General features: G+C 41.6%; 10 protein-coding genes. 2 read left to right on the forward strand and 8 right to left on the reverse strand.

Annotated elements, in window-relative coordinates; translation table 11 throughout:
• Nucleotides 1-6: 6 nt before the first annotated feature.
• The gene (locus R8P61_11425; GenBank protein ID MDW3647669.1) at nt 7-1,407 is read right to left on the reverse strand and encodes a sugar transferase; all 1,401 of its coding nucleotides are present in this window, start codon (nt 1,405-1,407) and stop codon (nt 7-9) included.
• A gap of 149 nt (nt 1,408-1,556) precedes the next feature.
• Complete coding sequence (locus R8P61_11430) at nt 1,557-2,225, reverse strand: hypothetical protein (protein MDW3647670.1); 669 nt, start codon at nt 2,223-2,225, stop codon at nt 1,557-1,559.
• 168 nt (nt 2,226-2,393) lie between these two features.
• On the opposite strand from R8P61_11430, the gene tilS reads away from it, so the two are divergent.
• Both tilS and R8P61_11440 read left to right on the forward strand, forming a co-directional pair.
• Nucleotides 2,394-3,755 carry a tRNA lysidine(34) synthetase TilS gene (gene tilS, locus R8P61_11435; GenBank protein ID MDW3647671.1) on the forward strand — a complete coding sequence of 454 codons (1,362 nt, stop codon included), beginning with the start codon at nt 2,394-2,396 and terminating at the stop codon, nt 3,753-3,755.
• An 11-nt stretch (nt 3,756-3,766) separates the two neighbouring features.
• On the forward strand, nt 3,767-4,888 hold the full coding sequence (locus R8P61_11440) for a hypothetical protein (protein MDW3647672.1): 1,122 nt from the start codon (nt 3,767-3,769) through the stop codon (nt 4,886-4,888).
• Here R8P61_11440 and leuB read toward each other — a convergent pair.
• From leuB to R8P61_11470, 6 genes are all read right to left on the reverse strand, one after another.
• Nucleotides 4,885-5,964: a 3-isopropylmalate dehydrogenase gene (leuB, locus tag R8P61_11445; protein ID MDW3647673.1), complete on the reverse strand. Its 1,080-nt coding sequence runs from the start codon at nt 5,962-5,964 to the stop codon at nt 4,885-4,887. The two genes, R8P61_11440 and leuB, sit on opposite strands and share 4 nt — an antisense overlap.
• A gap of 19 nt (nt 5,965-5,983) precedes the next feature.
• A complete protein-coding gene (gene leuD / locus R8P61_11450) occupies nt 5,984-6,580 on the reverse strand; it encodes a 3-isopropylmalate dehydratase small subunit (GenBank protein MDW3647674.1) in 597 nt (198 codons plus the stop codon).
• Between the two features lie 7 nt (nt 6,581-6,587).
• On the reverse strand, nt 6,588-7,994 hold the full coding sequence (gene leuC, locus R8P61_11455) for a 3-isopropylmalate dehydratase large subunit (GenBank protein ID MDW3647675.1): 1,407 nt from the start codon (nt 7,992-7,994) through the stop codon (nt 6,588-6,590).
• 38 nt (nt 7,995-8,032) lie between these two features.
• Nucleotides 8,033-9,523 carry a 2-isopropylmalate synthase gene (locus tag R8P61_11460; GenBank protein MDW3647676.1) on the reverse strand — a complete coding sequence of 497 codons (1,491 nt, stop codon included), beginning with the start codon at nt 9,521-9,523 and terminating at the stop codon, nt 8,033-8,035.
• Between the two features lie 274 nt (nt 9,524-9,797).
• Complete coding sequence (locus R8P61_11465) at nt 9,798-10,217, reverse strand: hypothetical protein (GenBank protein ID MDW3647677.1); 420 nt, start codon at nt 10,215-10,217, stop codon at nt 9,798-9,800.
• 79 nt (nt 10,218-10,296) lie between these two features.
• On the reverse strand, nt 10,297-12,624 hold the full coding sequence (locus R8P61_11470) for a T9SS type A sorting domain-containing protein (protein ID MDW3647678.1): 2,328 nt from the start codon (nt 12,622-12,624) through the stop codon (nt 10,297-10,299).
• Nucleotides 12,625-12,901 lie beyond the last annotated feature (277 nt).

Consider the following 12,901-nt stretch of genomic DNA (forward strand, 5'->3'; position numbering starts at 1 on the left):
TTCCTCTTACTTCCCCCTCCCCTCTATCATTACAATTACTGTAAACAATAGTATTTTAAAGTCCAGAGCTATGGACATGTTTTCGAGATAAAGTATGTCGAAGGTTAGTCTTTGCACCATTTCCTCCACATTCGAAGCATATCCATACTTTACCTGCCCCCAGGAAGTAATACCAGGTCTCACCTTATGTAAATGAATATAATGGGGAGCAAGTTGTACAATTTGATCTATATAGAATTGTCTTTCCGGACGTGGCCCTACTATACTCATTTCTCCCTTTAATACATTCCAGAACTGAGGCAATTCGTCCAGGCGGGTTTTCCGCAGAAATTTTCCCATGCGCGTAATCCGGGGGTCATCATCACTGGATAAAGCGGGCCCCATTTTCTCAGCATTCTCATGCATGCTTCGAAATTTGTAAATGAAGAAGGGTTTACCCGATTTTCCTATGCGCTCCTGCTTAAAAAATATAGGTCCTCTGGAGTCCGTTTTTATCAAAAAGGCGATCAGCATATACACAGGACTCAGGATTAGCAGGGCAAAAAAGGAGGCAAAGACATCAAAGATTCTCTTGGCTACCTGCTCCCAGGTCTTCATCATTTGAGGGTACACCTCTATCAGAGGAGCTCCTAAAATATGAGAGACTTTTACACTCCCCATGATATAGTCATAGGTACCGGGAACCACTTTGATATAGACTCCGCTGCTCTCGCAAATGGGAATAATTTCCTTCGCCCTTTTTAATTCCGATTCATCAAGGGCAATGATTACTTCTTCAATTTTTCTATTTCTTATTACATCCCCTAGCCTATCCAGTTTCCCAAAATGCTTCAATTTCCCTGCTAAATCGCTTTCATCTCCATTGATAGAAATATATCCCTTGAAATCATAGCCAAGGCCTCTGCGCATGCCTTGTAGCTCGTCAAAAATCTTATTCGCTTCTTTCCCACTCCCAATCAAAAGGGTTGGGAAACCAAGTATACGACGGCGGATCTGGATACTGGTAATGGTGGTTATGATGAATCTCAGACCCGCAACTGCTCCAAATTGAAAACCCATATAAGTCATCAGGAGAATTCTTTGCAAAGAGGGGTTTTCGGGCGGGATTGGATCATCCAGAAAGAAAGCAAAGAAGAGGCCCAGCACACCAATAAGGGTGTATTTAAATACCTGGATCAATTCTGCCATGCGCGACTTCCGCAAAGGTTTGTGATACAGGCCAGCAAAAGCGTACAGAAATAGCCAGCCTGTGCTGATCACTGCTGCATTGATATATTGTTGAAATTCAAGGAAACTATATCCCTCCAGAGTTTCTCGACGCAATAGGACAAAAAAGAGCCACACTCCATAAGTGGAGAGGAAGTCTGAAAGCAGATAAATCAGGCCCTGTATATAACGTCGACTCATGTGAGTTTATAGAATAATAGCATCTATTGATTAGCTGATTGCATCCTTAAATGCTACTGCGCCCAAACCAACATCCATTTCTGGAAAATTTCAAGTAAAAAAATAGCCCATCCTTAAGGACGGGCTACAAATTAACATTTATATCTTGCTTACTTTAATTCCACATTTTGATTGATGGCCTCACCATTCTTGATGATGATCTTCTTTTCGCTGGGGAAAGGAAGGATTCTGGTTACTCCTCTTGCCTTCACGACCATCCAATACGTACCATCCGGAAGACCTTCAAAGCTAAATTCTTTGTTTCTTCCCAAAGGCTTACGCATGATCAGTTTATTTCCATTATCCGGTCCGTATAGCAGAATTTGAAAAATACTGGCTGTGCTCTTGGCAGGTCCAAGAATTTCGCCATAAATACTGCCTACACTTTTTTCTCTTTCAAATGGTTCTTTCTTGTAGAAAAGGTATTCGCTCTCTCTGAGGCCATCCTTGATGGTTACCCTCATGTCGTCCCCTTCAGGGATGAGCCGAATGTTCAAGGCTCCATTGGAAAAACGATAGGTGGCCGTAAGCATCTCCTGAACTCTGGAGACAGAACGTACAAGTTCTGCATTCACTGTTCCAAGGGAGCGTAGTCTACCTTCATTATTTTCCCAGGCTGATACGAGGATGTTGTTTCTTTCTAGCGTGATTCTTAGTTGAGGAATTACTGATTTCTGATTAATCCAGGTCCCCTCAAATCCAAAACTTGTGCTGACTGAACCCACCCACAATACCAAAATTAGCGCAAATTTACTGAGTTTGTTTTTTATTATTTCCATGCTTCATCGTTTCATGTTGTTTGCTATCACATCAACCCGATGCATAAAAAGACAATTTCTGTTCCAAAAGGTATATTTCGGTCATATATGTATGATTAATAGCGAAAATGTCCTCACAATTGGTATTTTTATATCTATAAAATTCTATACAATCCGTAAATTAAGCCGGTGTCAAAGTATTCTTCCGTTCTGAAAAAGCACCATACATCGATCCTGACCTGCCTGGAAAAACACCACCCCATTCCCAAAAATGGTCAAATACTCATCGGTATTAGCGGTGGGCCAGATTCCGTTTATTTAGCTTTTCTCCTTTATACGATGGGTTACAGAATTAGTTTAGCTCATGTAAATTATGGACTTCGGAATTTGGATTCCATAAAGGAAGAAGAGTTGGTCAATGCCTATGCGAAAGACTGGAATGTTCCGATTTATATTAAAAGAGAAAATCCCAAAGATCGAATGTTAGATTCGGGCGATTCTTTGCAACAAATCGCCCGTGAAATCAGATATGAGTTCTTCGAAGAGCTTATGCAGTGCCATGACATCTCCCATTGTGCCATCGCTCATCATGCAGATGACCAGGTAGAATCTATACTCATGAGTCTCTTTAAGGGCAATGCAGATCGGGTATTGCATGCAATCCCAATTAGTCGGGAAAAGTATGTGAGGCCTTTGATCTACCTATCCCGAACCGAGATTCTGGAGGGCCTGAGGGAGGCTCAGTTATCCTATAGTCTTGACATCAGCAATGACAGTAATGACTATCTGAGAAACCAAATTCGGAATCAGGTTTTACCTCTATTGGAAGAAATAAACCCTTCAATTCGGGGACAATTATTGAGGAAGGAAAGCTTGTATCAGGATCAGAAAAAAAGTCTGGATCAATATGCAGCCCATTATCTATCGAAGGGCCTGAAATCGCCTCATCATTTTAATTGGGAAGAAATAGAAGAGGAATTAAGTTCGGAACAATTAACCCATGTTCTGATTCTGCTGCTTAAACACTGGGGATTGCATGGAAATGATCTTTGGAACAGCCTTGCACTTAAGGACAGTCTTTCGGGCAAGATGATTCTTACAGCTAAGGGCAAAATCATCAAAGATCGGAAAGCTTTTATTTTGCAGAAAGGAGAGAAAAGTGATGCAGGAGAAAAACATTATCGGATTGAAAGTTGGCAAGGGAAAGAAAGCTTCCAGCTTGAAAACTGGGAAATCGTACTGGAAGAAGTTAAAGAGGCTGATTTTAGTAAAAAAGGAAGCTATTATTTCAGCCTGGATGAACTTAACTTCCCTGTAAACTTCCGCAAAGTATCCCGAGGAGATAAAATGAAACCGCTTGGGATGAAGCAGCATAAGAAACTCAGCGATATTATGATCGATTCCAAATGGTCACAACCTAAGAAAGAACAGGCCATTCTAATGGAAGATCAGGAAAAAATATGCCTCTTGATCGATTTTAGAATCTCAGAAGAAATAAAACTATCAAAAACTAAAGAACGCATACTGGAATTGCGTTTTCGCTCGATTTAGCTTTATCACCTATGAAAAGCAGTACTTACTACTACCTATTTGCTCTAATATTCCTATTGTCTTGCTCAGGCCCAAAAAAGGAATCCCCTCTAATTTCAAGCAAAAATGATAGCCTGCTAAGTTCCACAGTTACGGAAACAATTGAAACAGAATTCCCGGAAGAAATTGAGGAAAGCTTAGCTGAAGGGGCAAAAGTTTACATCGGGAGTTTGAATCATCGCTACCCCATTACCCTTTACCTTGTGGAAGAAAACGGGCAGCTCAGTGGGAAATATTATTATGACAAATTCAAACAGAACATACGCCTGGAAGGCAAATTGGATGGAGAGAAGATTCTTATGAAAGAATATGATGCCTCTGACAAGCAGACAGGAAGCTGGTCTTTGAATAGCAAAGTTCTGGAAGATTTTATGTATGGGGAATGGAAGGACAGTCGAAATAAGAACCAATTCTCGGTAGACCTAAGCCAAATTGATGTGCGTGCCTGGAAAAACAAGGTCCAGAGTCCCTGGGCAGGTAGCTGGACAGATGGAATCGGAATCTTGAAGATTCGCATGCTGGATGAAAACCTTTTCCACTTTAGTCATTTCTCTACTAATGGACGGAATATAGGGGATTTGGCAGGTACTATTGAAATAGAAGGCAATATAGCTACCCTCAAAGAGTCCTTCTATGATGATCCAAAGGAGGCAGATGATTACTGCCATATTGTATATAGTCTTCAGGGAGATACCCTTTCTTCACGGCAGCTGAGTAGAAATGATTGTGGAGCAGGAAATGGAGTTTATTTTGAAGGTAAATATGTAAAAGAGGATCAGTATAAAAGCCATTTCGCCAATCTTCCCTTATCAGAAAAGATTGGCGAAGATCGCTTATGGGTCCATTTTGGAGATAATCTCCAGATCTTCCTTCAGTTAGGCTCTAATGGAGAATTTAGTTGGAGCCTGGAAGAATCAGATCATACAAGCGAATATAAGGGGCACTGGGAAAGCCAGGCGAAAGACAAACTTCTCTTGAAATTTGGTTCTGAAGCAACTGAAAAAAGCTATCAGGTATCAGAGCTCTCCACTTTCGGTATGCGCCTCACCTATCAGGATGAGACCCTGGATTTCGAAATGAGGGGTTATTATTAAACCGCCTCCAGGCTTCCACTTTTGATTCGCATAGCTATGAAGTCTCCCACTTCTGTTGTGCTTTGTTTACCATTGGCCAAATCAGAAGTCGTATAGTTTTGCTCTATTGAATACTCTACAGCTTCTCTAATCGCCTTACCTTCTTCTTCCATGTCAAACTCATATTCCAGCATCATGGCAGCGGATAGGATGGTAGCAATAGGATTGGCTATATTTTTTCCAGCAGCTTGAGGATAAGAACCATGGATAGGTTCGTAAACAGAGGTCTTCTCCCCAATTGAAGCGGATGGTAGCGTACCCAAAGAACCGGTAATTACGGAAGCTTCATCACTTAGGATGTCCCCAAACATATTTCCGGTAAGCACTACATCAAAATACTTGGGATCGCGGATCAATTGCATTGCTGCATTATCCACAAACATGGTATCAAACTCAATCTCAGGATGCTCTTTTGCATAGGCCGTAACATACTCCCTCCACAAACGGGAAGTAGCCAGCACATTAGCCTTGTCTACCAGCGTAAGTTTCTTTCTACGCTTATAGGCATACTCAAAAGCTTTCTCTGTAATCCTTTTGATTCCCTCCACATCATAGACCATGGTATCAAAAGCTTTATCTCCCTGCTCATTTCTTCCTCTGGGTTCACCAAAATAAATCCCACCGATCAATTCCCGCATAATCACAAAGTCTACTCCTCTGATAATCTCCGGTTTGAGTGGAGAAGCCTCTTCGAGGATTTCATAGGCTTTTACCGGTCTGATATTGGCATATAAACCCAAAGCCTTTCTCATCCTTAATAATCCCTGCTCCGGCCTTACTTTGGCGGAAGGATCATTATCGTATTTGGGATCTCCAATGGCACCAAAAAGGACTGCATCCGCATTCAGGCAAACTTCCAGGGTTTCTTGTGGAAAAGGATCTCCGCATTCATCGATCGCAGCTGCTCCAACATATGCTGAAGAAAAACTAAAGCTGTGTCCAAAACGCTGACCGACAGCTTCCAGGCATTTGATCGCTTCTTTGATAATTTCGGGTCCGATTCCATCCCCAGCAAGTACGGCAATAGACTTATTCATGTGAGTGATTCTTTTTAACTTAAGTAAAAGCTATTTGATTATGTTCAAAGGATTTGATTTGATCTTTCAGACTGATCAGGTAATCTATATCATCCAGGCCTTCCATCAGGCATTTTTTCTTATAGGCACTGATCTCAAAACTCTCCTCTTCCCCACTCTCTTGCAATCGAATGCTTTGAGATTCAAGATTTACATGCACTTGGGTATTGGGGTCCTTTTCTATAGCTGCGAATATTTTCCCCAGAAAACCCTCGGACACCTGAATAGGAAGAAGTCCGTTGTTGAGGGCATTGGCTTTGAAAATATCTGCGAAGAAGCTGCTGACCACAACCCTAAAGCCATAGTCTACCAGAGACCAGGCAGCATGTTCGCGGCTGGAACCGCAACCGAAATTTTTCCCTGCTACCAGGATATCTCCTTTATAGGTAGCGTCATTAAGGACAAATCCTTCTTTGGGCGTATTGTCCGGATGATACCGCCAATCTCTGAATAGATTTTCGCCAAAACCTTCTCGGGTTGTGGCTTTCAGAAATCGAGCCGGGATAATTTGATCTGTATCTACATCCTCCACCTGCATAGGCACGCAAGAGGAATCCAAGGTTTGAAATTTTTTCATGATTCGATTAGCTAAGGCTTAAGTCTCTGGGATCAGTAATACGTCCGGTAAGTGCAGTTGCTGCTGCAGTTAGCGGACTTGCCAGGAAGGTTCTGGCTCCGGGTCCCTGTCTTCCTTCAAAATTTCGATTGGAAGTAGAAACGCAGTATTTGCCCTTGGGTACTTTGTCTTCATTCATTCCCAGGCAGGCGCTACAACCTGGCTCTCTTAGTACAAAACCTGCAGAGGCAAGAATTTGGTCTAAACCTTCTTCCTTGGCCTGCATTCTTACTTGTTGAGAACCGGGTACAACCATAACCTGTACATTAGGAGCTTTCTTTTTTCCTTTGACAAAGTCCGCGACCATGCGAAGGTCCTCGATCCTTGAGTTTGTACAACTTCCAATAAAGACATAATCAATGGCTCTGCCCTTCATGGGAGTTCCCTGATCCAAATCCATATAATTCAGAGATTTTTGCAGGCTGTCCTTTTCACTCTGACTATCCATATCAGCCAGGGCAGGGATATTTTGACTAAGCTTTATTCCCATACCCGGATTTGTGCCGTAGGTAATCATGGGTTCTATATCTTCCGCACGGAAGGTATATTCCATATCAAACTCAGCTCCATCTTCTGTTGGCAATGTTCTCCAATATTCTACGGCCTTATCAAAGGCCTCGCCTTGTGGTGCAAACTCTTTGCCTTTTACATAGGCGAAAGTGGTCTCATCCGGAGCGATCATTCCTCCCCTTGCTCCCATTTCAATGCTCATATTGCAAATGGTCATTCGGGCTTCCATACTCAGTTTTCTGATGGCAGAGCCAGCATATTCCACGAAATAGCCAGTCCCTCCAGAAGTACTGATTTGAGAAATGATGTACAGAATGATGTCTTTTGAAGAAACTCCTTCACCCAATTCCCCCTCCACATTAATACGCATGCTTTTGGGTTTTGCCTTAAGCACACATTGAGTTGCAAGCACTTGCTCAACTTCAGAGGTTCCTATTCCAAATGCTATTGCACCGAAAGCACCATGTGTCGAAGTATGACTGTCTCCACAGACGATAGTCATGCCCGGTTGGGTAATTCCCAACTCTGGCCCGATGACATGTACAATCCCCTGATAAGGATGTCCCAGTCCGTATAGTTCCAGGCCAAATTCTTCACAGTTTTTCACCAAAGTCTCTACCTGCATACGCGATAGAGGTTCTTTGATAGGCAAATGCTGATCTATGGTAGGAACATTATGATCTGCGGTAGCAATGGTTTGCTTTGGTCGAGCTACAGGTATACCTCTTCTTCTGAGGCCAGCAAAAGCCTGAGGGCTTGTTACTTCATGAATGAAATGACGATCTATGTAGAGTGCATCTGGTCCTCCTTCTTCTCTGGTCACCACATGCTGCTCCCAAATCTTGTCGAAAAGTGTCTTTGCCATGTAATATCTGGACGCTAGTCCCTTATTGAAAACCCTAATTAAACTTTCTTAATTGCATCCAAATATGCAGCAGCAGTCGCATAGACCGTATCGGTATCTGCCCCAAATCCATGATGAAGCCTTCCTTCTGAAGAAATTTGGATGTGTACTTTCGCGACATCATTACTCCCTCCGGTTATAGCTTGTACCAAATACTCTTCCAATTTCACCGGTATATCCATAATGGCGTCAATTGCTTTGATACAGGCATCTACAGGTCCATTTCCTTCGGCCTCATTGTATAGCATTTTCCCATTTCTGTTGATCTCCACATTCGCCACTGCTTTTTCTCCACTTCCACAGCTTACTTCCAGTGAATTTATCTTCAGGATTCTCTTGCTACCTTCTATACCCATCAATTCCATCAAATCCTGGTCATTTACTTCTTTTCTTTCATCAGCCATCACCAAAAAGCGCTCATAAGTCTGAACCAATTCGTCTCTACTGAGATTTACCCCTATCCTATCCAGTCTATGGTTCAAAGCGGCTTTTCCGCTTCTAGCAGTCAAAATGATAGAAGATTCTGGAATCCCTACATCCTGCGGATTGATGATCTCATAATTTTCTCTGCTTTTCAAGACTCCGTCCTGGTGTATACCGGAAGAGTGGGCAAAAGCATTTCTTCCGACGATGGCTTTATTGGGCTGTACCGGCATCCGCATGTATTTGGATACCATGCGACTCATCGGATAGATGCGACTGATATCTATATTGGTTTTGAGGCCCAGGCTTTCTTCATGGCTTCTCAATACCATAGTGGTTTCTTCCAAAGAAGTATTCCCCGCTCTTTCTCCAATACCGTTTAGGGTTACTTCCATCTGACGAGCTCCATTTGCCAATCCGGCAATGGTATTAGCAGTTGCCATGCCCAAATCATTGTGACAGTGGACAGAAATACGGGCCTTATGTACATTGGGCACATTCTCCATGATGTACTTGATTTTGGCACCATATTGTGAGGGGAGGCAATAACCTGTAGTGTCGGGAACGTTCACGGTAGTTGCTCCCGCATTGATGACTGCCTCTACCATTCTGGCAAGGTATTCGAGATTAGCTCGACCTGCATCTTCACAGTAGAATTCCACATCCTCCACAAACTGCTTGGCATATTTGGTTGCGGCCACAGCCCTTTCCAGAATCTTTTCCGGAGTAGAATTCAATTTATTATAAATATGAAGGTCGGATGCACCGATACCTGTATGTATTCTTCCTCTTTTTGCAAATTTAAGGGCTTCTCCTGCGACTTTAATATCATTTTCTACTGCACGTGAAAGGGCACATACAACAGGTTCTTTTACTGCTTTAGAAACCGCTACAACAGACTTAAAATCACCAGGACTGGAAACGGGAAAACCTGCTTCAATAATATCTACCCCTAGTAGTTCTAGTTCACGAGCAATTTCAATTTTTTCATGAGTGTCCAATTGACAGCCCGGCACCTGTTCGCCGTCTCTCAAGGTAGTGTCAAAAACATAAACTCGATTGTCCATGATCTAGAAAGATTATTAGTGAAATGATAAAACGAGCTGCTGCATATTATATAATAATTGGCTTATTAGCAGCAGGCCTTTTTTCCTTTTTTTACAAAAAACCTGCCTAAACAGGCAGGAAAAGCAATCTTAGGCACAAAGGCCTAGCTAACATACGACCTTTTTTTTTATTCTCCACACATCCTTCCAAAAATTTTTATCTAAAAATGTAAAATCGCCTATATGCAGGCGATTTTACTGTAAATATTTCATTTTTATTGAGCTCCCATTAGGACTAATGCAAATCCTCCCATCTGTCTCTGCTTTGTTTCAATTTTTCTTTGCGTTCGATGGAATATATGTGTGCTTGTTCTTTTTCCAGATACTCCAGTAAATGAATGGATTTAGCCAGGACATCAGTTCCTTCATCCAGCTTCCCCATCTTTATCCAAACCTCTGCCTCATTTCGCAAGAGTTCAGCTACAATTTCCATTTGCTCCGCTTCCATATTCTCTTTGCTTTTGAGAATATCCAGGAGTTCTTCTTTGGGAGTAAACCGCAGGAGTTTTCCTTCAAACTTGAAGAAGGAGTCATAGGTTTTATCCAGAAGTTTTATCGCTTCCTGCAATTTATCTTCTGTCATTAAACCAAAAAGCCTGGCAACAACAGTGGCTAATTCTTCAATTAGCCGCATCATATAATCTTTTTGAATCATGTCCTCAAATTACACAGCATTACAAGAAAGAAAAAGGCCGCCCCATAAGGACGGCCCCGATTCAAATTGAAGTTTATAATTATTTTGTGATAAGGATTTTCCTAACAAAAACTTCTCCAGCATCTGTGCTGAATTTCACCAGATACAATCCTGCTGCCAACTCTTCAGTAGGCAATTTCAATTCCTGCAATCCTTCTATCAGCTTCATATCTGATTTGGCGACTACAGAACCTCTTTGATCAAACAGATCACAGCTGATCCTTTGTGCCAGCTCAGAACTGATCAGAATATTAGTTTGACCATCTGTGGGATTTGGGTAAACCTGTCCAATATTTACACTTAATCCTGCATATATCATAGCCTGAATCGTTTCCGAATAGGCCTTGACACCATCTGGTCTTACTTCTTTTATTCTATAGGTATAGACAGAACTAGGATCAAGTTTACGGTCTATGAATCTCAGGACTCCTGTATAAGCTTGTCTTTCTTCCATCTCTACTTTTCCGACTACAGTGTATGGACCAGAGAAAGTTCTTCTTTCAATGAGGAAGTAGGTTTCCATTTCCATACTGGAAGAAGTCCAGGATATTTCAACTGAATTTGATTGAATAGCAGCAGCCTCATTACTTATTCCAGCATTTACGCCTGATAAATTAGAGGTATTGCAAACACCAGAGGAATCCGGATTATAAGTAAGGGAATCCAGCCAAATAAAACACAGGCCTTGATCAAATGCCAAATCTTCTACGATTATGCTAGCATAACTTCCATTAGGATATTCTCCGTATGCCACTGTATCAGCAAAAACATTGAATAAAGAATCAGGGAAAATTACCGAGCCTGGCAGATCAAAGATCAGGAATCCATCCTGACTGGCAGGATTTCCACTAATGATCATAACAACCTCATAAGTAGAATCTGTTTTACATTGGGTGTATGCACTATCTACTGACAGTTCACATTGTGGATCACAGTTAGCCAGGATAGGTCCCTGAGTATCATTACAATCCACAAAATTAGAATCAATAACCGTTACAAATACCTGACTGGAATCATAGAAAGGTCCCAATTCATACCATCCTGGACTCACGCCGGCAAAAGTTGTAACTCCATAATTATCATAGACACTAAAATTGTTTCCAATTCCACTGAAGTTTACAAATACATTGAAAGAATCATTAGAAGTACAAACTGCATAAACAGAATCTATTCCCACTGCGCATGTATCCTGCAGACAATCCGCGCTTATACTTTCGAAGACATTACAACTCGGCTCATCCGTATTGAAAATCTCGAAAGTTACTTCCGTACCATTAGCATAGTTTCCAAATATCTGATAAAATTCAGGCGTATTTCCCTGGTAAACTCCTCCCATATTGCTGTTAATCCCTTCTGCTATTCCTTCATCCAGAACTGCAACAATCACCTGGAAGGAATCATCACTTACACAAATTGGAATCAACTGAACGCTATCGATTTCTCCAACGAGCGTACAGAGATTAGGCGGTGAGCAGTTTGCTGTCAGGCTTGAAGTTTCATCACCACAGCTTTGATCAAGTGTATCTATAACCACAAAAGATAGCTGCATTGAGTCAGGATAGGGTCCGAAAGTATAGGTCCCTGCAGCCCCAACTTGAAAATCAATGAAGTCAACATCAGCTACTACATAGCCCCCACTACCCGAAACCTGAAGTTCAACGGTAAAGGATGCAGAAGAAGAATCACAAATAACAATTGCTGTATCAATGCTCACATCACATTCAGGCCCGGGATCATCATCACAGTCAAAACTGGCATTCAGATCCCCTATTCCTGAATAAGAGCCCATATAAAAGAACCAACCAGAAATACCGAAATCCCCATTTTTCGCATTTGCTCCCTCTCCTGCCTGAAAACCAAATTCAATATTCGAAGGGCGGTGAAATAAATTGAGGGTATCTCCTGCATAAAAAGTTCCGGGTACGCCTGTCAGGCTACTTCTGGTATCATCCAGTTCAAAAAAGACCCAATCCGTAACATTGGCATTTACAACGGAATCAGGAGCCAATTCAATTTTAAAGCCTCTTCCCATGGCAGTCCAATCCGCATATTCGGTGATATTTTTCAGCCAGATATTTACTTGCCATTGTTTGTTGGGATCAGCTTCATGTCGAACTATACCTGTTACTTGCAGGGTAGAATCAGTATAGAAATAAGCCGGGGCTCCTAAAGAGTCATAAATAAATCTTGGTGAAGTCGTTCCGGGAAGATTATCCAGGTAAATAGCATGCCCACCAATTGGCTGATAATTTATCAGCGTACAGGAATCTTCTATCTGGGCTTGCGAAAAGCCCCAAATCGGATAACACAGTAAGCCCCAAATCAATAGACTTTTACAAATTTGAGAGAATGGGTAAAGTTTTAACATGTCATGTTTATAATAGTGTGTGGCCCTGCGTAGATCCTACACAGGAAAAAATAAAGAATCCCCCTTCTTCTCCTGGAAGAAAGGATGTGAGCTTATTGTTGGGTTTAGGAGGGATAAAAAATTGGACTTAACTCCTGAGGATGAAAGGGATTAGGAGTAGATTTATTTATCCTGATTATAAAAGAGCATTATCTATTTTCTGAATATACGTATACTTGAAATAATAAAAAAGTTTGGGGAAAGGAAATTTATAGCTGGCTCAAATGTCAAACTTCCA

Source organism: Bacteroidia bacterium (assembly GCA_033391075.1).
Taxonomy (GTDB): domain Bacteria; phylum Bacteroidota; class Bacteroidia; order J057; family J057; genus JAWPMV01.

Bases quoted from the DNA above. Each gene is read 5' to 3' on its own strand.
- R8P61_11470 (MDW3647678.1), bottom strand. From the start codon at position 12,624: ATGTTAAAACTTTACCCATTCTCTCAAATTTGTAAAAGTCTATTGATT.
- R8P61_11440 (MDW3647672.1), top strand. From the start codon at position 3,767: ATGAAAAGCAGTACTTACTACTACCTATTTGCTCTAATATTCCTATTG.
- leuC (MDW3647675.1), bottom strand. From the start codon at position 7,994: ATGGCAAAGACACTTTTCGACAAGATTTGGGAGCAGCATGTGGTGACC.
- R8P61_11460 (MDW3647676.1), bottom strand. From the start codon at position 9,523: ATGGACAATCGAGTTTATGTTTTTGACACTACCTTGAGAGACGGCGAA.
- R8P61_11465 (MDW3647677.1), bottom strand. From the start codon at position 10,217: ATGATTCAAAAAGATTATATGATGCGGCTAATTGAAGAATTAGCCACT.
- leuD (MDW3647674.1), bottom strand. From the start codon at position 6,580: ATGAAAAAATTTCAAACCTTGGATTCCTCTTGCGTGCCTATGCAGGTG.
- leuB (MDW3647673.1), bottom strand. From the start codon at position 5,964: ATGAATAAGTCTATTGCCGTACTTGCTGGGGATGGAATCGGACCCGAA.
- R8P61_11430 (MDW3647670.1), bottom strand. From the start codon at position 2,225: ATGGAAATAATAAAAAACAAACTCAGTAAATTTGCGCTAATTTTGGTA.
- R8P61_11425 (MDW3647669.1), bottom strand. From the start codon at position 1,407: ATGAGTCGACGTTATATACAGGGCCTGATTTATCTGCTTTCAGACTTC.